Origin of the sequence: Nocardia takedensis NBRC 100417, assembly GCF_000308695.1 — a bacterium.
GTDB classification, from domain to species: domain Bacteria; phylum Actinomycetota; class Actinomycetes; order Mycobacteriales; family Mycobacteriaceae; genus Nocardia; species Nocardia takedensis.
In genome coordinates, this window is the sequence record NZ_BAGG01000019.1 from 81,215 (window position 1) to 98,554 (window position 17,340).

General features: G+C 66.5%; 26 protein-coding genes. 21 read left to right on the forward strand and 5 right to left on the reverse strand.

The features are described from left to right. Positions 1-38: 38 nt before the first annotated feature. The 4 genes from ON30_RS04240 (at position 39) to ON30_RS04255 (ending at position 4,720) form a co-directional block, all read left to right on the forward strand. On the forward strand, positions 39-1,496 hold the full coding sequence (locus tag ON30_RS04240; protein WP_040704352.1) for an LLM class flavin-dependent oxidoreductase: 1,458 nt from the start codon (positions 39-41) through the stop codon (positions 1,494-1,496). Continuing rightward, entirely contained in the window at positions 1,489-2,862 is a 1,374-nt protein-coding gene (locus tag ON30_RS04245; protein ID WP_040704354.1) for an NtaA/DmoA family FMN-dependent monooxygenase, read from the forward strand. The genes ON30_RS04240 and ON30_RS04245 overlap by 8 nt, the downstream gene beginning before the upstream one ends. Next, positions 2,862-3,890, forward strand: coding sequence for an aldo/keto reductase (locus ON30_RS04250; RefSeq protein ID WP_040704356.1), 1,029 nt, complete (start codon positions 2,862-2,864; stop codon positions 3,888-3,890). The genes ON30_RS04245 and ON30_RS04250 overlap by 1 nt, the downstream gene beginning before the upstream one ends. A gap of 440 nt (positions 3,891-4,330) precedes the next feature. Further along, positions 4,331-4,720 (forward strand): helix-turn-helix domain-containing protein, encoded by a 390-nt coding sequence (locus ON30_RS04255; protein WP_306307314.1) that lies wholly within the window; start codon positions 4,331-4,333, stop codon positions 4,718-4,720. 67 nt (positions 4,721-4,787) lie between these two features. Here ON30_RS04255 and ON30_RS04260 read toward each other — a convergent pair whose 3' ends face one another. Both ON30_RS04260 and ON30_RS04265 read right to left on the reverse strand, forming a co-directional pair. Further along, positions 4,788-5,135 (reverse strand): hypothetical protein, encoded by a 348-nt coding sequence (locus tag ON30_RS04260; RefSeq protein WP_169334873.1) that lies wholly within the window; start codon positions 5,133-5,135, stop codon positions 4,788-4,790. Further along, positions 5,107-5,322 carry a hypothetical protein gene (locus ON30_RS04265; RefSeq protein WP_157183605.1) on the reverse strand — a complete coding sequence of 72 codons (216 nt, stop codon included), beginning with the start codon at positions 5,320-5,322 and terminating at the stop codon, positions 5,107-5,109. Before ON30_RS04265 ends, ON30_RS04260 begins: the two co-directional genes overlap by 29 nt. 412 nt (positions 5,323-5,734) lie before the next feature. On the opposite strand from ON30_RS04265, the gene ON30_RS04270 reads away from it, so the two are divergent. The 4 genes from ON30_RS04270 to ON30_RS38795 all read left to right on the forward strand — a co-directional run bounded on the left by ON30_RS04270 (position 5,735) and on the right by ON30_RS38795 (position 7,843). Beyond that, complete coding sequence (locus ON30_RS04270; RefSeq protein WP_040704360.1) at positions 5,735-6,061, forward strand: type VII secretion target; 327 nt, start codon at positions 5,735-5,737, stop codon at positions 6,059-6,061. Continuing rightward, complete coding sequence (locus ON30_RS04275; protein ID WP_040704362.1) at positions 6,058-6,789, forward strand: hypothetical protein; 732 nt, start codon at positions 6,058-6,060, stop codon at positions 6,787-6,789. Before ON30_RS04270 ends, ON30_RS04275 begins: the two co-directional genes overlap by 4 nt. Further along, positions 6,786-7,292 carry a hypothetical protein gene (locus ON30_RS35875; protein WP_051028922.1) on the forward strand — a complete coding sequence of 169 codons (507 nt, stop codon included), beginning with the start codon at positions 6,786-6,788 and terminating at the stop codon, positions 7,290-7,292. Before ON30_RS04275 ends, ON30_RS35875 begins: the two co-directional genes overlap by 4 nt. Positions 7,293-7,678: 386 nt before the next feature. Then, on the forward strand, positions 7,679-7,843 hold the full coding sequence (locus tag ON30_RS38795; protein ID WP_157183606.1) for a hypothetical protein: 165 nt from the start codon (positions 7,679-7,681) through the stop codon (positions 7,841-7,843). 531 nt (positions 7,844-8,374) lie between these two features. On the opposite strand, the gene ON30_RS41990 is transcribed toward ON30_RS38795, so the two are convergent. The 3 genes from ON30_RS41990 to ON30_RS04300 form a co-directional block, all read right to left on the reverse strand. Next, positions 8,375-8,974, reverse strand: coding sequence for a hypothetical protein (locus tag ON30_RS41990; RefSeq protein WP_063719820.1), 600 nt, complete (start codon positions 8,972-8,974; stop codon positions 8,375-8,377). 69 nt (positions 8,975-9,043) lie between these two features. Continuing rightward, positions 9,044-9,883 (reverse strand): sulfurtransferase, encoded by an 840-nt coding sequence (locus ON30_RS04295; RefSeq protein ID WP_040704365.1) that lies wholly within the window; start codon positions 9,881-9,883, stop codon positions 9,044-9,046. 94 nt (positions 9,884-9,977) lie between these two features. After that, on the reverse strand, positions 9,978-10,454 hold the full coding sequence (locus ON30_RS04300; protein WP_040704366.1) for a hotdog fold domain-containing protein: 477 nt from the start codon (positions 10,452-10,454) through the stop codon (positions 9,978-9,980). Between the two features lie 174 nt (positions 10,455-10,628). Here ON30_RS04300 and ON30_RS04305 point away from each other — a divergent pair, with 174 nt between their 5' ends. The 13 genes from ON30_RS04305 to ON30_RS37135 all read left to right on the forward strand — a co-directional run bounded on the left by ON30_RS04305 (position 10,629) and on the right by ON30_RS37135 (position 17,314). Beyond that, complete coding sequence (locus ON30_RS04305; RefSeq protein ID WP_157183607.1) at positions 10,629-11,048, forward strand: hypothetical protein; 420 nt, start codon at positions 10,629-10,631, stop codon at positions 11,046-11,048. A 600-nt stretch (positions 11,049-11,648) separates the two neighbouring features. After that, the gene (gene rpsJ / locus ON30_RS04310) at positions 11,649-11,954 is read left to right on the forward strand and encodes a 30S ribosomal protein S10 (RefSeq protein ID WP_003938093.1); all 306 of its coding nucleotides are present in this window, start codon (positions 11,649-11,651) and stop codon (positions 11,952-11,954) included. 17 nt (positions 11,955-11,971) lie between these two features. Then, the gene (gene rplC, locus ON30_RS04315) at positions 11,972-12,646 is read left to right on the forward strand and encodes a 50S ribosomal protein L3 (RefSeq protein ID WP_040704370.1); all 675 of its coding nucleotides are present in this window, start codon (positions 11,972-11,974) and stop codon (positions 12,644-12,646) included. Next, a complete protein-coding gene (gene rplD, locus ON30_RS04320) occupies positions 12,643-13,323 on the forward strand; it encodes a 50S ribosomal protein L4 (RefSeq protein WP_085999264.1) in 681 nt (226 codons plus the stop codon). The genes rplC and rplD overlap by 4 nt, the downstream gene beginning before the upstream one ends. Continuing rightward, positions 13,320-13,625, forward strand: coding sequence for a 50S ribosomal protein L23 (gene rplW, locus ON30_RS04325; RefSeq protein ID WP_040686547.1), 306 nt, complete (start codon positions 13,320-13,322; stop codon positions 13,623-13,625). The genes rplD and rplW overlap by 4 nt, the downstream gene beginning before the upstream one ends. Positions 13,626-13,658: 33 nt before the next feature. Further along, entirely contained in the window at positions 13,659-14,495 is an 837-nt protein-coding gene (gene rplB / locus ON30_RS04330; RefSeq protein WP_040704372.1) for a 50S ribosomal protein L2, read from the forward strand. Between the two features lie 15 nt (positions 14,496-14,510). Next, on the forward strand, positions 14,511-14,792 hold the full coding sequence (gene rpsS / locus ON30_RS04335; protein ID WP_019045020.1) for a 30S ribosomal protein S19: 282 nt from the start codon (positions 14,511-14,513) through the stop codon (positions 14,790-14,792). Next, positions 14,789-15,214, forward strand: a complete 426-nt coding sequence (gene rplV / locus ON30_RS04340; RefSeq protein ID WP_051028923.1) for a 50S ribosomal protein L22 — start codon at positions 14,789-14,791, stop codon at positions 15,212-15,214. The genes rpsS and rplV overlap by 4 nt, the downstream gene beginning before the upstream one ends. Next, entirely contained in the window at positions 15,215-16,021 is an 807-nt protein-coding gene (rpsC, locus tag ON30_RS04345; protein ID WP_040704374.1) for a 30S ribosomal protein S3, read from the forward strand. It abuts the gene before it with no gap. 4 nt (positions 16,022-16,025) lie between these two features. Next, positions 16,026-16,442, forward strand: coding sequence for a 50S ribosomal protein L16 (rplP, locus tag ON30_RS04350; protein WP_040704375.1), 417 nt, complete (start codon positions 16,026-16,028; stop codon positions 16,440-16,442). Further along, entirely contained in the window at positions 16,442-16,681 is a 240-nt protein-coding gene (gene rpmC / locus ON30_RS04355; protein ID WP_040704376.1) for a 50S ribosomal protein L29, read from the forward strand. The genes rplP and rpmC overlap by 1 nt, the downstream gene beginning before the upstream one ends. Then, a complete protein-coding gene (gene rpsQ / locus ON30_RS04360) occupies positions 16,678-16,950 on the forward strand; it encodes a 30S ribosomal protein S17 (RefSeq protein WP_040704377.1) in 273 nt (90 codons plus the stop codon). Before rpmC ends, rpsQ begins: the two co-directional genes overlap by 4 nt. Before the next feature lie 151 nt (positions 16,951-17,101). Next, the gene (locus ON30_RS37135) at positions 17,102-17,314 is read left to right on the forward strand and encodes a ribbon-helix-helix protein, CopG family (RefSeq protein WP_169334874.1); all 213 of its coding nucleotides are present in this window, start codon (positions 17,102-17,104) and stop codon (positions 17,312-17,314) included. Positions 17,315-17,340 lie beyond the last annotated feature (26 nt).

A 17,340-nucleotide genomic window follows, 5' to 3' on the forward strand; every position in this document is an offset into this window, starting at 1 on the left:
ACCGCCGGTCTCCGTCTGATCCACCGAAAGGATTTCACGTGAGTTCCCCCTCGAAACGTGAACTGCACCTGGGCTACATGTACTGGCTCAACGGCACCCACTGGGGCGGCTGGCGACTGCCGGAAGCCCCCACCGCGAACGCTTTCGAACTCGACTACCCGGCCAAGGCCGCCGCGTTGGTCGAGGCCGCCAAGTTCGACTTCTTCTTCCTCGGCGACACCCTGCCCGGCGACGTCTTCCAGGAACACTGGGGCACCACCCACAACGCGGGCAGACTCGAACCGTTCACTCTCGCCTCACAATTGGCGCTGCGCACGTCCAAGATCGGCATCGCCGTCACCGCGCACCCCACCTACTACGAGCCCTACATCCTGGCCCGGCTCACCGCCTCCCTCGACCACCTGAGCAAGGGACGGCTGTCCTGGAACGTGGTGCTGGGGGCCTCGGACCTGGCCGCGCGCAACTTCAGCCTGCCCGACCTGGGCGGGGAACGCCGCTACGCGCGCGCCGACGAATTCATCGACGTCATCCGGCGACTGTGGGACAGCATCGAGGACGGCGCCTACCTCCAGGACAAGACCGGCGGCGTCTACCTCGACCCGAGCAAGATCCACCGCCTCGAGCACAAAGGCGAGTTCTTCCAGGTCGCGGGCACCCTGCCGATGGCGCGTCCGCCGCAGGGCCAGATCCCGCTGCTCTACGCGGGCGCGTCGGAATCCTCGCGGGAACTGACCGCGCGGCACTGCGAACTCAACTTCACCGGACCGACCAGCATCGAGGACTCGATCGAGTTCAACACCGACGTCCGCGCCCGCGCCCGCCGCATCCACGGCCGGGACGTGCCGATCTTCTTCCTGCCGGGCATCTCCCCGGTCATCGGTGACTCCCGCGCCGACGCCGTGGCGATCTTCGAGCGCCTCAACGACGGACTCCCGCTCGACGAGGACCCGGTCGAGGGCGACAAGGACGAACAGTTCTGGAGCGGCGAGGCGTGGACGGCGATCCAGCAGTCGCGCTTCCCGCTGCCGCGCGGCGTGCGCAGCCTGCGTTCGCTGTCCGAACGCGTCGGCGTCGACCTGCGGCCGGGCGGACTGGGCGCGCTCGTCACCGCCGACACCGCGAGCGAATTCAACGACTACGGCCGCCGGTTGCTCGACGCCGTCGCCGCGCGCACCGACCGCACCGTCGAGAAGGGCGCGGTCCGCGCGGGCGACCTGCTGCGCAACGCCATCGGTGGCGGCTTCCCGCAGGTCATCGGCACCGCCCAGGACGTCGCCGACCGTCTCATCGAATGGTTCGACCGCGGCGCGGCCGACGGCTTCAACATCAACTCCCCCTACCTGTGGGACCAGTTGGAGCGCTTCACCGGCGAGGTCGTGCCGATCCTGCAGGACAAAGGCGTGTTCCGCACCGAGTACACCGCCGACACCTTCCGCGGCCATTTCGGACTTCCCGTGCCGCCCAACCGTTTCGCCACCGGAGAGACCCATGAGTGAGAGAAAACTGCGCCTCGGCGTCGCCGCCTACGGCACCGGCTGGGACGCCGACGCCTGGCGGTTGCCGCAGGCCACCAATTCCGGACTGCGCGACCCCAGCGTCATCCTGGACATCGCCCGCGCCGCCGAACGCGGCAAACTCGACTACGTGTTCTCCGGCAGCGCGCTGGGCAGCGAACCGGACCACCTCCAGCGGATCTACCGCTGGGACAACTTCGTCTACGCGAGCCACGCCGCCGCGCTGACCAAGAACCTCGGCTTCCTGGTGTCGGTGAACTCCTCCTTCGAGCACCCCTACGCCATCGCCCGGCAGTTGGCCACCCTGGACAACTTCGCCACCGGCCGCACCGCGCTCAACGTGGTGTTCGGCATCGACCGCGAGGGCGACCCGGCCCTGAACTACGGGCGCAACGCCGTCCCCGACGAGCAGACCAAATACACCCGCGCCCGTGAGTTCACCGAGGTCGTCAACCGTCTGCTCTACGAGAGCTGGGACGAGGACCTGCTGCTCGACGACCGCAAAGCGGGCACGCTCATCAAGCCCGGCTCCTGGCATCGGATCGAGCACAGCGGCGAACATTTCGAGGTGCGCGGCCCGCTCAACGTGCCGCCGCCGGTGCAGCGGCGCATCCCGAACGTGCACGTCGGCACCTCCGAGGAGTCGCTGAAATACGGCGCGGACCTCGCGCAGGTGCGGTTCTCGCCCTACCTGGGCATCGAGCGCGGCAAAGAGGAGTACCGCGCGCTCAAGGAACGCGTCGCCGCCAACGGGCGCGACCCGGAGAAGTTCAAGATCATCCCCGGCGCCACCTTCTATGTCGCGGGCACCCGCGGGGAAGCTCAGGCCATCTATCGCGAGGTCACCAATTTCGCGCTGACCGAGGAGATCCCGGAGCAGTTCTCCCTCGCCCTCGGCATCGACCTGTCCCGGGTGCGCGACAACGAGAAAGTCGTGGACGTGGTCGACCTGGACACCGTCGCCCCGAACGTGTTCGACGGATTCCTCGGCTCACTGGGCCGGGAGAAACGGCACGTGGACAGCCGCGACGACCGCGAGATCATCCGACGCCTGCTCACCTCGATCGGCGAAGACCTCACCCTGCGCGAGCTGTACCACCACGTGCACCGCTCGCGGCAGGCCGCGCAACCCGCCCTGGTCGGCGACGCGAACACCATCGCCGACTGGGTCGAGGAGAACTTCGTGGAACGCGTGCTCGACGGCGTCCAGTTCTTCCCGCCCTATCACCGCGGCCCGGTGGACCTGCTGGTCGACCTGGTCGTCCCGGAATTGCAGCGGCGCGGCCTGTTCCGCACCGAATACGAAGCCGACACCCTGCAGGGCCTGCTCGATACGGACAACGGCTGATGCCCCCGGCAGCGGCGTTGCCCGCCGGCTATCGCGCTCTCGGCCGCTCCGGACTGGTCCTCTCGGAACTGGGCATCGGAGCCAGCACGTTCGGCCGCACCGGAATGCGCGCCGTCGACCCCGAGCGGGTGCGGGCCATCGTCGACCGCGCCCTCGACCTCGGCATCACCTACTTCGACCTCGCCGAAGGCTACGGCGACCGCACCGGACTCAGCGAGGAACTGTTCGCGAAAGCCGTCGGCAACCGACGCGAAAACGTCGTCATCGGCACCAAATTCGGCCGCTCCCTGCTGGCCGACCGCGGCCCCTCCTACGCGCTGACCGGCGCGCGCAAATACATCCTCGCCTCGGTGGAGGATTCGCTGCGCCGCCTGAACACCGACTACATCGACCTCTACCAGATCCATTTCCCCGACCCGCACACCCCGATCGAGGAAACCCTCGCCGCCCTGGACAGCCTGGTCACCTCCGGCAAAGTCCGCTACATCGGCGCCTCCAACTTCGCCGCCTGGCAGATCGCCGACGCCGACCACACCGCCGCCCGCCACGGCTACACCCGATTCGTCTCCACCACCGACGAATACAACCTCACCTGGCGCAAACCCGAAGAGGAACTCCTCCCCGCCCTGCGCCACTACGGCCTCGGCTTCATCCCCTACTTCCCCCTCCAGAACGGCCTGCTCACCGGCAAATACCGACGCGGCGACGCCCCCGAGGGCGCCAAGATCACCAACCTCAAACGCTACCTACTGAAAACCGCCCCCTGGGACGCCCTCGACCGCTTCACCGCCTTCGCCGCCGAACGCGACCTCACCCCCACCGCCCTCGCCCTCGGCTGGCTCCTCGCCCAACCCACCGTCACCAGCGTCATCGCCGGCATCACCGTCCCCGAACAACTCGACGAAAACCTCACCGCCACCCGCTGGACCCCCACCGCTGCCGAAGAACAAGAACTGCGGGGATTGTTCACCGGCGACCTCTCCGGCGGTCCGGGCGTAGTCGACACGGGCGACTCCGCCCCGACCTGATCCTCAACTGACAGGCGCGTGGACCCGGCCAACACCGGTCCATGCGCCTGCTCAGGTGGTGATCTACTACGGCTGACCGAGGAGCTGTGCCGGCGGAAGTGGACTACCCGCCGCTCAGACGTCGCACCGCCAGTTGTAGGCCGTGGAACCGCCGCGGGCGTGCAGTCCGTAGGCGTACTGGCACCACGCCTCGATGTTCACGCCGGGACGGCCTGCTCCCGGATTGGCGGGCAAGAAGCATCGCCAACCGAACCCACCTTGATTCGGGTAGTTGTAGCACTGGAGAAATACTGTCCTCCTAGGTTACGAAATCGAGTGCTGTGATCGAGTCACCCGATCGATCGCCACCGAGCCGGGGGCCGAGTCGTCCGAAAGGGGTGAAGCGTCGGAACTCGACAGGGTCGGGATTGATGCGCCACACTTTCGAAAGGTCATCCGGAATGTTCGGAACGATTCGAGGGGGATGCGACGGCAATGGAGCAGAAGACCTTTGTTCCGGCCGCCGACAACGCACAGTCGGCGTCCGTTTTGAGCTTTCCCACGGCATGACCCTGACCTCGCAGCAGGCCGCCGATCTACTCGGCGTCAGTCGTTCGACGGTGAAGCGACTGATCGACAAGAACGAGTTGGCCGCCGAGCGGGTGGGCACATGTCATCGGCTGCGACTGGACGACGTGCTCGCCTACCGCGCCGATCGTCGTCAGCGTCAATACGCCGCCTTGGCGACCACCTCGGTCGATATCGATGCCGAAGACGATCCGGCCGACATTCGGGAGCAGTTGCGTGCTGCGCGGCGTGCGGTCGCCGCGCGTCGAAATATGAAGAGCTGAAACAATTGACGGATACGTGCCGTAGTGCTGGGCACCTGCCCGTCGCGCATCCACCAAGGCCACAAGATCAGGAGTCCGGATCGGGCCGCTCTCGAAGGCGCGAGCCGAGTTCTTCGGTGCGCCGCCGGTAGTCGTCCTCGCTGAGCCTCGTGACCTCGAACCCCGGTGTGCTCTCCCGGCCGTCGAGATGGCGCTGGGTGCGCGCCCAATGCTCGGCGACATAGGCCGGATCTCGGATTCGACGGTCGAACTCGGCTTGTAGGCGCGCGATCGCATCCTGCCGGTCCGTTCCGACGACATACCAGTCGTCGCCCGGATAATAGGCGCGCACGGTGCCATCGGCCTGATTCACGAACTGCGGACTCTGCAGAACGTGAACGACCGGCTCAGGGCCTGGCCGAGGGTCCGGGTGCATAGAAGACCTCCGTCGAACCGTTCTCGTGATGGACGTAGCAGATGTACTGCATCCCGGGGTGCCCCACCACCGGACCCGAGTACACACAGTTGATCGTCGTAGCGGCCGCCGGTGTCGCGACCACGACCACCGGCAGGACAGCCAGCATCCCGGCACCCACGATCGTCGCCAACCTTCGCCTTCTCATCTTCCCCCCACATCGTCGAACTTTGCCCGAACACAGGATTGGACGTCGACAGACCCCGCCCCGGTTCCCCTCACCCCATCAACCCCACTTGACTTCGAAGCATCGAACTTCCGGCGAAGCGAAGCGCGAGAGCGGCCTCATTCGCGAGCGGCAGCACGCACGAAGAGAAGGCGATCACAGCGGCGGTACCCGCTCGCACGCACCGATGTGACCAAAATCTGCGATCGGGGCCGATAAGGGCAAACCGATGTCAAGCGTTCGAAAAACGACCGTTTTCCGAACGAGTCTTCGGGGAGCCGTGCAGGAGCACCGGCCGCTGAGATTGTCCTCGCTTGCCCTTGCCGTGGGGTGGATGCTTCCGGCGGCTAAGGTCGAGTACGGAGCGAGTTCGATATGGGAGGAAGGGGGGCTCGTGGCCGAGGAACTGAAGGTCGAGCCCGATCATCTGGATGGCGCGGCCACGAAGTTGCAGAAGCTGTCCGATGACAACGCGCACACCGAGACCTATCTGAAGCAGTGGCTGGATCTGCCCAGTTCCGAGGGGGGACTGGTATTGCAGGGCGTGATCGAAACTCTGCAGGAGGTGTTGGCTCAGCTGCAGGCGAACTACAAGCGGCTGGGGAGCGTCACCAGCGACTCCGCAACAGAACTCACCAATGCCGGAAAAATGTACAGGACTACCGACCGCGGTTTCGCCGCATCATTGGATCGCACCTATGTGAGCGATGGTGAGAAGTGACCGAGACGCCGATCGAGGTACTGACCGATCCCGTAGCCGATGACCCGGTGCCCGACCTGGTCGAACTGGCCACCAACGCGAACTTCGTCTCGCCGGCCTATTGGCTCAACGGCATCGTCAAGACGATCACGGGTTTCGATGCTCTGACCACGATCACCGACTATGTCGCAGGTGACTGGGATGCGCTGCAGCAAGCCGGGATAGCGATCGAGAAGCTCGCGGAGTACAACACCGCCTACAGCGGGGGTGTGGAAGCAGCGGTCAAGGAGTTCGATGCCTCCTGGCGCGGTAACGCCGCCGACAATGCCCGGACGTATTTCGCGTCGGTGACCGATCGCCTCGATCAGCAGGTGGATCCTCTGCAGGAAATCGCCGAAAGCATCAAAGCATTCGCATTGTCCTCCTATGGACTGGCGCAGACGATTTCCGGTCTGGTGCAGACACTGTTCGACCTGGCGGCGATGTATGCGATCAAGCAGGCCACGGTCGCGGCTCTGAGCGCGACCGTGGCCGGTGCACCCGCCGCGGCCGCGATGCAGGCCGCCGCCGCTCTGGACGCTGCGCGCATGATCAAGACCGCTATCGATATATGGAGCAAACTCGGATTGATGTTCGCGGGCTCGGAAGGAGCGGTCGCGTTGATGTCGGCGGGAGTCAACACCATCGCCAACAATGCGGACCTGCCAGGGGTGCGATCGATCTCCTACGACCATCCGGGTGTGTCGTGAGTCGGCCCGATCCTCTTCGCGATGTCGCCGGTGGCGATGCCGCGGTCTCGCGGCAGCTGACCCACACGCTGCGTCTACTGGCCGCCCACACCACCGATCCCGCACTCAAGGAACAGATCAGCGCGGTCCTGTCCGGCAAGGCGGAGGTTCGGGATTTCGTTCGCGCCGAGACGTTCACACGCACTCTGGACCAGGTGATGCCGGCCGCGCTGGACAACTATCTGGCGATGTCGGAGGAGCAACGTCAGCAGCTGGCCGCGCAAGGCGAAGCCGAACTGGAGCTCTACCGCACTCCGTCGCGTTCCGTGCCGGAGCCTGCGATACCCGAACCGGCACCGGCACGTCCGGCGGAACCGCCCACCCCACCTGCCGAAACCGTCACGACACGGAACACCATCGCGGGCACACGGAAGCCGAACCGCGACCAGATCGTCACACCCGACGAGCCCGACGAGGACGACCTGTACTTCCAACAACGGAACCAGCGGGGATGGCTCGAATAAGGTGCGAGATCGAGGTCTGTACCGAGCGCACGGGTCCGGACCGCTTGTCGATGCGGATATCGCAGCGGCTACCCGCTGTGTGTCCCCGACATGGTGGGCCCGCGATCGAATACCGACCCGGGTCGGTGCGGTTCCATCGGTCCGGGCAGGTGCACGTGCAGAGCACCTTCAGTTCGACATTCCGGTGGTGGCTACGGCGACTGTCCCGGACTCCGCCCGCCACCACCATCGAACTGTTCGCGCGGTGGCCGGTCTGTGCCCGCTGTACGAGACAGCGTCGATACCTGCACCTACTCGCCGTCGGTCTCGTCCTGGCCGGACTCGTCCCGGTACTGGTTCTGTTGGTCGGGGGATACCTGCAGATCCTCACCCCGCCACAATCGCCGATGCTCGCACTGATTTTCATCCCGATCTGGTTCCCGGGCGCGATCGCCGTTGCGGGCAGCGCTTACGCCCGCGCCAGCCGATATGCCCGCATCGTCCCCATCACGGACGAGAACCGGATCGTGATCCGAGCGCACCCCCACTTCGCCGAAAACGCCACAGGCTGAACCATCCGAACCTCGCTGCTGCCGCTGACGGCGCTCACTGAATTCGGCGCTGTTCATACTCGGTGAGCGGTCGAGCTTCGCGAGTAGGTTCCGTGCGACCTCACCCAACCCGTTCGGAAATCGTTCGTTTCCCGAACACCGCACCCCACCCCGCCCCCCGGAGACGGACTCGCAGGAGCGGGTGTTCGGAAACCCGTTCGAAAACAAGCGGGCTTGTAGCCGGTTTACGAACACGTTTGTCGAATAGGCAGACTGCTTCGTGAGGCTGGTCGGACGGCGATGCGACCTACGGGAGGTGTTCGAGGTTGTGGTCAGCGCCGGCCTCGAACGGTGAGGTCGATCCGGATCCTCGGCTTCGCCGAATGGGCTGGCACCGCACATCGAACGGCGCACCGCTGCCAGGGCGGACAGTGCGCTTGTCGTGGGGACGATGTCCACCAGTCGGACGGGGGATGGAGTCCGCCTGAGGTAGACGACCTGGCAGGCGGACGGACTCACATCGAGCATGGCCGAGCACGGCTCGAGAGTGTTCTAAGCGGTTCTCACCGTACGGCCAGTCTGCGCCCGCCGTGCGGCCTTCACGGCATTGCTCTTCTTCGCCGCGCGCGGGGGCTTGGTGTCGCGCACGGTCTTCGCGGCGCTACCACTCTTCGTTGCGCGATCGGTTTTCACCTCGCCGCTGGAGTCGGCCTTCTCCGGACTGTGAGGGACTGAACCGCCGGCGAGTTGCGAGACACGCTGCGCGCTCATCTTCAGGATCACGGCGACGTCGCGTACCGGTAGCCCTCTGTCGCGCAACTTCTTGACCACATCGCGAGAGGCGGTGGCGGCGGCGGCTTGAACAGCCTGCGCGGCGGCGACCTGAGCCCGCGCGTGCTCGGCAGTCGCCAGCAACTCCGGGTCTCCGATGTCGGGGACCACGGTGACCTCGACCTGCTCGGCCGGAACATCCTCGAGCAGCGAGACGGCGTCGGACACCATTGCCGGGATCTGATCCAACCGTTTGGCCTGGGTGAAGGCTCCATCGACTTCGGGGACCTCGACTGCCCAGCAGTCCCCACTGCGGTGCGCGATGGCGGTCACCTGCATCTCACCCACCACCGATCTCAGCTGTTTGCGGTTGCGCTTCACGTCATAGTATTGGGCTCTCAGCGTGCGATCGCAGAATGGGTGGGCTCTGAAACAGCCTCGGCCCCTGATTCAGCCGCGTTCGGCACCCTGGGCAACCGGACGGTCGGGATCGGTGACCCACTGAGACCAAGATCCGGGATACAGCGACGCCCGCACGCCGATTGTGGCCAGGGCGAGCACGTTCACAGTCGCCGCCACACCACCACCGCAGTAGGAGCCGACCTCGCCGTCGAGGTGGGACGCGTATCGCTCGCGCAGGGCGGACTCGTCCAGCAGGTACGCCTCGCGGAGGTTCGCCGAACCGGGGAGGCTGTGCGCGCCGGGGATATGTCCGCTGGTCGGGTCGTCGGCGGACCCGGCGTAGGCGGCGGACCCTCGGGCGTCGAGCAGGTGGCCGGAACGGGCGAGGGCGGCGGCGGATTCGGCGTCGAGGGTGGGGAGTGCGCCGAGGGAGATCCGGGCGGTGCCGCCGCCTTCGGCCGGTCTGGTGTCGGTGAGTTCGCCGCCTGCGGAGACCCAGGCCGCGACGCCGCCGTCGAGGTAGCGGACGTCGGCGAGGCCCGCCCACCGCAGGACCCACCACGCGCGGGTCGCGCTGGACGGGGCGTCGGGGCTGTAGACGACGACGAGCGAGCCGTCGTGGATTCCCCAGCGGCGGACCAGGTCCGCGACTTGGTCGTGGCTGGGGAGGGGGCCGTTGCCGGAGTCGCGGGTGCGCGCGCCGACGAAGTCGGTGAAGTCCGCCGCGTGCGCGCCGGGGAGGTGACCGGCGGGTGCGGGGTCGGTGAGGGCGGCTCCCGCGGGGAGGTCCGTCCGGTCGCGGCGCACCTCGAGGACGACGATCTCGGCGCCCGCGGCGCGGGCGGTGAGCAGGTCGGCGGCGGAGATGACTGGGGAGACGGAACTCATCGCGATACTCATCGAGCGAAGGGGTGTGACTCCGGCGACGGTAGGCGCGGGCGCGCGTCGCGGGAACGGTTGTGCTCGCTCGGATCGTTTTCCGCTATTTCGGTGTCACCCAGGTGGTGATGTCGGCGTGCACCACTTCGAGGCCGTGTTTGTCGAAGATGGCGACGGGCACGACGAGTTCGACGCCTTCGGTGACGGCGGCGAAATCCGGAATCTCCGGGAGTTTCGCGACGGCGCGCAATCCGGTTTCCGCCTTCGCCAGGTACCGCACGTTCATCGCTTTCGGAATCCAGCGATGCGTGGACGGCACGGTGGCCTCGCTGAGCATTCCCATCGCCACTTCGGCCAGATTGCAGGCGGCGATCGCGTGGTAGGTGCCGAGGTGATTGTGGATGCCGAACCATTTCGGCGCGGTCACTTCGCACAGGCCGGGTTCGAGCCGCACGACGTTGGGCAGCACGGTGCCGAAATACGGGACTCGGGCGACCATGCCGAGGGAGAACAGCGCGTGCCCGAGTCGGTTGTCGGGCAACTTCTTCCAGCCGCGGTAGGTCGCGGTGTCTTTCGTCATACCGCTATCTTACTCCTCGGTAAGATAGCTGTCTCCGGTGGTCGCGGAACAATGCGCCGTTCGAGATGCCCGCCTGTCCGAATTTTGGTAATTTGCAGCGTTGTGCCGGTTCGGCGCGACTGGGAGTCGACGCCATTCCCGTCGGCCACAGGGGATTTCGGAGATTTGAAGATCATGGGTATTCGCAAGGCCGTGGCCACCGTGGGAACCGCGATCGGCATGGCCGCCCTCGGCGCCGCCGCGGCGGGCAACGCGGGCGCGGTCGTCACCGAATTCGATCCCGGTGTCGGGATCTACGGCGCGCTCGACCTCTCCCATCAGGAGACCGTCGCGCTGAACAACAGTCCCATCCCGGGCCTGCTCGATCCGCTGTGGGCGCAGCACGGCCTCTACGACACCGACCCGGCTTCCCGCCTCGACGCGGGTGCGGCCGACCCTCGCTACACCGCCGCCGACTTCTCCGACGTGGTGCGCGAGGCCGCGGTCAACGGCGGCACGGTCAGCTTCGGCATCGTCGATCCCGTCCGCCTCTACGACGGCAACATCTGGCCCGGTCAGGAGAACAGGAACTTCCTGATCGTGCAGTTCCTCTGAGTCGTGCGCCCGGACGCCCGGCGGCCGATGGGTCGCCGGGCGTGACGGGTCACCTGGCGTTCTGCCGCCGGGGCGGCGACAGGGTGCACTGCTCGCGGCGAGGACGTGCGCTGCCAGGGGATGGCGCCAACGGTGAGGAAGGCGCGCGAAGGGTTAGGGGCGCGCCCGGGAAAACCGCCGCTGAGCGGCGCATCGAGCGCTAGTGGGGGGTGGATTTGAGATGTCGAACGGGCATCGGGCATACTGTTCGGGTTGCCTTGAACAGGGCCATGCCCATTCCTCGTGAATCGGTCTCGGTCGGACAAGGCTTAGCAGTACCCCTTCTGTACTCCGCTGGTGATCAGCGCGGGTACGTCCGGGACAGAAGTTCCAGGCCCGAGGTGAAGTCTTCGATCCGGGCACAGGAATGAGCGGCAGGGCGACACGCCCGACCGCGTGTGCCGGAGAACCATGACAGATGAACAGCGGCGAGGATCGGGCGCGCCCGGTCGAGGTCTCACTGAGGATCTCCACACCGTGTGTTCGGGCTGTGCAAATGAGGGTGGTTCGGCCGCTTCGGCGACCGGATCACGAACGTAAGCGGAGAAAAGGACACTTAGCGTGGCGGGACAAAAGATCCGCATCAGGCTGAAGGCCTACGACCACGAGGCGATCGACGCGTCCGCGCGCAAGATCGTCGAGACGGTGACCCGTACGGGAGCCCGTGTGGTCGGCCCGGTGCCGTTGCCCACCGAGAAGAACGTGTACTGCGTCATCCGTTCGCCGCACAAGTACAAGGACTCGCGCGAGCACTTCGAGATGCGCACCCACAAGCGGCTGATCGACATCCTCGACCCGACGCCGAAGACGGTCGACGCGCTCATGCGCATCGACCTGCCGGCCAGTGTCGACGTCAACATTCAGTGACGGCGGTAGGAATTCGAATGACTGACAGCATCGACCGAAAGAACCGGCCCGCGGCCGGCATCCTGGGCACCAAGCTCGGAATGACCCAGGTCTTCGACGACAAGAACCGCGTTGTTCCGGTCACCGTCATCAAGGCGGGCCCGAACGTCGTCACCCAGATCCGCACCCTGGAGACCGACGGCTACAGCGCCGTGCAGGTCGCCTTCGGCGCCATCGACCCGCGCAAGGTCAACAAGCCGGTCTCCGGCCAGTTCGCCAAGGCCGGCGTCACCCCGCGCCGTCACGTGGTCGAGATCCGCGTCGCCGACGCGTCCACCTTCGAGGTCGGCCAGGAGATCTCCGCCGACGTCTTCGAAGAGGGCTCCTACGTCGACGTCACCGGCACCAGCAAGGGCAAGGGCTTCGCCGGCACCATGAAGCGCCACGGCTTCCGCGGCCAGGGCGCCTCGCACGGCGCGCAGGCCGTGCACCGCCGCCCGGGCTCCATCGGTGGCTGCGCCACCCCCGGTCGCGTGTTCAAGGGCATGCGCATGTCGGGCCGGATGGGCAACGACCGCGTGACCACCCAGAACCTCTCGGTTCACAAGGTGGACGCCGAGAACGGCCTGCTGCTGATCAAGGGAGCGATCCCGGGTCGCCGCGGCGGCGTCGTGATCGTCAAGAGCGCCGTGAAGGGTGGTGCGCACGCATGAGCGTGGATACTCAGAAGAAAGCCGCGAACCTGACCCTTCCGGTCAAGGAGATCGGCGGCAAGACCAACGGCACCGTCGACCTCCCCGCCGAGATCTTCGACGTGCCCGCCAACATCGCCCTGCTGCACCAGGTCGTGGTGGCCCAGCTGGCCGCGGCCCGTCAGGGCACCCACGCGACCAAGACCCGCGGACAGGTTTCCGGCGGCGGCAAGAAGCCGTACCGCCAGAAGGGCACCGGCCGCGCCCGCCAGGGCTCGACCCGCGCGCCGCAGTTCGCCGGTGGTGGCACCGTCCACGGCCCGCAGCCGCGTGACTACAGCCAGCGCACCCCCAAGAAGATGAAGGCCGCCGCCCTGCGCGGAGCCCTCTCCGACCGGGCGCGCAACGAACGCATCCACGTCGTCACCGAACTGGTGGCCGGGCAGACCCCGTCGACCAAGACCGCCAAGTCCTTCCTGGCCGAGCTCTCGGACCGCAAGAAGTTCCTGGTCGTCGTCGGTCGCGAGGATCTCGCCGCCTGGAAGAGCGTGGCGAACCTGCAGAACGTGCTGCCGATCGCACCGGATCAGCTCAACACCTACGACGTGCTCAACAGCGACGACGTGGTGTTCAGCGTGGAGGCGCTCAACGCTTTCGTCCACGGTCCGGCGGAAGCGGCCCAGGAGGAGAGCAAGTGACCACCATCGCCGACCCCCGCGACATCCTGCTGGCGCCGGTCATCTCGGAGAAGTCCTACGGACTCATCGAAGAGGGCACCTACACCTTCATCGTGCACCCGGACTCCAACAAGACGCAGATCAAGATCGCCGTCGAGAAGGTTTTCGGTGTGAAGGTGACCAGCGTCAACACCGCCAACCGTCAGGGCAAGCGCAAGCGGACCCGCTTCGGTTACGGCAAGCGCAAGGACACCAAGCGTGCGCTCGTGACCATCTCGGCCGACAGCAAGCCCATCGAGATCTTCGGAGGCCCGGTCGCGTAAGCGGACGGGAGTCCAGAAAGCAGAGAAGAACTCATGGCAATTCGTAAGTACAAGCCGACAACCCCGGGTAGGCGCGGGTCCTCCGTCTCGGACTTCGCCGAGATCACCCGGTCGACTCCCGAGAAGTCGCTGCTGCGCCCGCTGACCAAGAGCGGCGGCCGCAACGCGCACGGACGGATCACCACCCGTCACCGCGGCGGCGGCCACAAGCGTGCCTACCGTCTGATCGACTTCCGTCGACTGGACAAGGACGGCATCCCGGCCAAGGTCGCGCACATCGAGTACGACCCGAACCGCACCGCCAACATCGCGCTGCTGCACTTCGTGGACGGCGAGAAGCGCTACATCATCGCCCCCAAGGGCGTGACGCAGGGCACCCCGATCGAGTCCGGCCCCACGGCCGACATCAAGCCGGGCAACAACCTGCCGCTGCGCAACATCCCCACCGGTACGACCATCCACGCGGTGGAACTGCGTCCCGGCGGCGGCGCCAAGCTGGCCCGTTCCGCGGGTAACAGCATCCAGCTGCTGGGCAAGGAAGGGCCGTACGCGACCCTGCGTCTGCCCTCCGGTGAGATCCGTCGCGTCGACGTGCGCTGCCGCGCCACCGTCGGCGAGGTCGGCAACGCCGAGCAGTCGAACATCAACTGGGGCAAGGCCGGCCGTATGCGCTGGAAGGGCCGCAGGCCCACCGTCCGCGGTGTCGTCATGAACCCTGTCGACCACCCGCACGGCGGTGGTGAGGGCAAGACCTCCGGTGGTCGCCACCCGGTCTCGCCGTGGGGGCAGCCGGAAGGCCGCACCCGCAAACCCAACCGCCCGAGCGACAAGCTCATCGTCCGCCGTCGCAAGACCGGCAAGAAGCGCTGAAGGAGGAGGTAACAAATGCCACGCAGCCTCAAGAAGGGCCCGTTCGTCGACGACCACCTCCTCGCGAAGGTGGACGTCCAGAACGAGAAGGGCACCAAGCAGGTCATCAAGACCTGGTCCCGCCGTTCGACCATCATCCCCGATTTCATCGGACACACCTTCGCCGTCCACGACGGTCGCAAGCACGTTCCGGTGTTCGTCTCGGACAACATGGTCGGGCACAAGCTGGGTGAGTTCGCGCCCACCCGCACGTTCAAGAGCCATGTCAAGGACGATCGGAAGAGCAAGCGGCGATGAGCGAAGCGAAGAGCGATCAAGCACTGCTGAGCGCCCCCAACCCGACGGCGCGCGCGACCGCGAAGCACGTTCGTGTGACCCCGATGAAGGCGCGTCGCGTCGTGGACCTGGTCCGCGGCAAGCGCGTCGAGGATGCCCTGGCGATCCTGAAGTTCGCGCCCCAGGCCGCGAGCGAGCCGGTCGCCAAGGTCGTGGCCAGCGCCGCGGCGAACGCCGAGAACAACCTCGGCCTCAACCCGGCCACCCTGGTCATCTCGACGGCCTACGTCGACGAGGGTGCGACCATGAAGCGTTTCCAGCCGCGCGCCCAGGGCCGCGCGTTCCGGATCCGCAAGCGCACCAGCCACATCACCATCGAGGTCGAGAGCGTTCCCACCGCCGGTGGATCCACTCGTAACCGCCGGAAGGGAGGGGCAAAGTAAATGGGACAGAAAATCAACCCCCACGGCTTCCGCCTCGGTATCACCACCGACTGGAAGTCGCGTTGGTACGCGGACAAGCAGTACGCGGACTACGTCAAGGAAGATGTCGCCATTCGCAAGCTCCTCGCCACCGGCATGGAGCGGGCGGGCATCTCGAAGGTCGAGATCGAGCGCACCCGTGACCGCGTGCGGGTGGACATCCACACCGCTCGTCCGGGCATCGTGATCGGCCGTCGCGGCGCCGAGGCCGACCGCATCCGCGCCGAGCTGGAGAAGCTCACCGGCAAGCAGGTGCAGCTGAACATCCTCGAGGTCAAGAACCCCGAATCCGATGCCCAGCTCGTCGCCCAGGGTGTGGCCGAGCAGCTGTCCAACCGTGTGGCGTTCCGTCGCGCGATGCGCAAGGCCATCCAGTCGGCCATGCGTTCGCCGAACGTCAAGGGCATCCGTGTGCAGTGCTCGGGCCGCCTCGGCGGTGCGGAGATGTCGCGCTCGGAGTTCTACCGCGAAGGTCGTGTGCCGCTGCACACGCTGCGCGCGGACATCGATTACGGCCTCTACGAGGCCAAGACCACCTTCGGTCGCATCGGCGTGAAGGTCTGGATCTACAAGGGCGACATCGTCGGCGGCAAGCGTGAGCTGACCGCCGCCAGCGCTCCCTCCGGCGGCGATCGCGATCGTCCGCGCCGGGAGCGTCCGAGCCGCCCGCGTCGGTCCGGTTCCGCCGGCACCACGGCGACCAGCACCGAGGCCGGGCGCGCCGCCACCGCTGTGGCGGACGCACCGGCAGAGACACAGGAGGGCTGACGCAATGCTGATGCCTCGCAAGGTCAAGCACCGCAAGCAGCATCACCCCGGCCGTTCCGGCATGGCCAAGGGCGGCACCTCGGTGGCGTTCGGCGAGTTCGGCATCCAGGCGCTGGAGCCGGCGTACGTGACCAACCGGCAGATCGAGTCGGCGCGTATCGCGATGACCCGCCACATCAAGCGTGGCGGCAAGATCTGGATCAACATCTACCCGGATCGCCCGCTCACCAAGAAGCCCGCCGAGACCCGCATGGGTTCCGGTAAGGGTTCGCCCGAGTGGTGGGTCGCGAACGTCAAGCCCGGTCGGGTGATGTTCGAGATGAGCTACCCCAACGAGGAGACCGCTCGTGAGGCCCTGCGCCGCGCGATGCACAAGCTCCCGATGAAGTGCAGGATCGTGACCAGGGAGGAGCAGTTCTGATGGCTACCGGAACACCGGCCGCAGAGCTCCGCGAGCTCACCGAAGACGAACTCGTCTCCCGCCTGCGTGAGTCGAAGGAAGAGCTGTTCAACCTGCGCTTCCAGATGGCCACGGGCCAGCTCGACAACAACCGTCGGCTGCGCGTCGTCCGCCACGAGATCGCGCGCATCTACACGGTCATGCGCGAGCGCGAGCTCGGCCTGGCCACCGCACCTGCTGGCAAGGGAGACGCCGCGTGAGTGACAAGACGAAAGAGGAGCGTGGCAGCCGCAAGGTCCGTAGCGGCTACGTCGTCTCCGACAAGATGAACAAGACGATCGTCGTCGAGCTGGAAGACCGTCACCGGCACCCGCTCTACGGCAAGATCATCCGCACCACCTCCAAGGTCAAGGCCCACGACGAGAACGAGATCGCCGGCATCGGCGACCGCGTTCAGCTCATGGAGACCCGCCCCCTGTCCGCCACCAAGCGCTGGCGGCTGGTGGAGGTCCTGGAGCGCGCCAAGTAGGCCCACCCAGGTCGTGCCCGAAGGCCCGGTACCCCATCGGTACCGGGCCTTCGTCCATTCGAACTCGCTGCATAACTCATCGACGTCGATACCGTGCGGATAGAGAGCGATCACCGATGGGTCGTGGTGGCAATTCTGGAATCATCGAGGCGTGGCTTGGACAGTGAGATTTCCCGAGGATGAAGAGTCCGCGCTCGATATGCAGGCCGACGCCGAGGGGCGGTCGAAGAACGAGGTCCTTCGCGACGCCTTCAAGCAGTATCTGGCGCGGAACCGGACCTGGCCGGAACCGCTGCTGACCGATGATCAGACTTTCGATCTCGGGGGCTCGATCAGCAAGCAGGACATCCGTGGCAGGCGCTGAGGCTCTGCTCGGGGGGCGGTTCGGGG

Bases quoted from the DNA above. Each gene is read 5' to 3' on its own strand.
- ON30_RS04245 (WP_040704354.1), top strand. From the start codon at position 1,489: ATGAGTGAGAGAAAACTGCGCCTCGGCGTCGCCGCCTACGGCACCGGC.
- ON30_RS04250 (WP_040704356.1), top strand. From the start codon at position 2,862: ATGCCCCCGGCAGCGGCGTTGCCCGCCGGCTATCGCGCTCTCGGCCGC.
- ON30_RS04255 (WP_306307314.1), top strand. From the start codon at position 4,331: ATGTTCGGAACGATTCGAGGGGGATGCGACGGCAATGGAGCAGAAGAC.
- ON30_RS04260 (WP_169334873.1), bottom strand. From the start codon at position 5,135: ATGCACCCGGACCCTCGGCCAGGCCCTGAGCCGGTCGTTCACGTTCTG.
- ON30_RS04265 (WP_157183605.1), bottom strand. From the start codon at position 5,322: ATGAGAAGGCGAAGGTTGGCGACGATCGTGGGTGCCGGGATGCTGGCT.
- ON30_RS38795 (WP_157183606.1), top strand. From the start codon at position 7,679: ATGCTCGCACTGATTTTCATCCCGATCTGGTTCCCGGGCGCGATCGCC.
- ON30_RS04295 (WP_040704365.1), bottom strand. From the start codon at position 9,883: ATGAGTTCCGTCTCCCCAGTCATCTCCGCCGCCGACCTGCTCACCGCC.
- ON30_RS04300 (WP_040704366.1), bottom strand. From the start codon at position 10,454: ATGACGAAAGACACCGCGACCTACCGCGGCTGGAAGAAGTTGCCCGAC.
- ON30_RS04305 (WP_157183607.1), top strand. From the start codon at position 10,629: ATGGGTATTCGCAAGGCCGTGGCCACCGTGGGAACCGCGATCGGCATG.
- rplC (WP_040704370.1), top strand. From the start codon at position 11,972: ATGACTGACAGCATCGACCGAAAGAACCGGCCCGCGGCCGGCATCCTG.
- rplD (WP_085999264.1), top strand. From the start codon at position 12,643: ATGAGCGTGGATACTCAGAAGAAAGCCGCGAACCTGACCCTTCCGGTC.
- rplB (WP_040704372.1), top strand. From the start codon at position 13,659: ATGGCAATTCGTAAGTACAAGCCGACAACCCCGGGTAGGCGCGGGTCC.
- rpsS (WP_019045020.1), top strand. From the start codon at position 14,511: ATGCCACGCAGCCTCAAGAAGGGCCCGTTCGTCGACGACCACCTCCTC.
- rplV (WP_051028923.1), top strand. From the start codon at position 14,789: ATGAGCGAAGCGAAGAGCGATCAAGCACTGCTGAGCGCCCCCAACCCG.
- rpsC (WP_040704374.1), top strand. From the start codon at position 15,215: ATGGGACAGAAAATCAACCCCCACGGCTTCCGCCTCGGTATCACCACC.
- rplP (WP_040704375.1), top strand. From the start codon at position 16,026: ATGCTGATGCCTCGCAAGGTCAAGCACCGCAAGCAGCATCACCCCGGC.
- rpmC (WP_040704376.1), top strand. From the start codon at position 16,442: ATGGCTACCGGAACACCGGCCGCAGAGCTCCGCGAGCTCACCGAAGAC.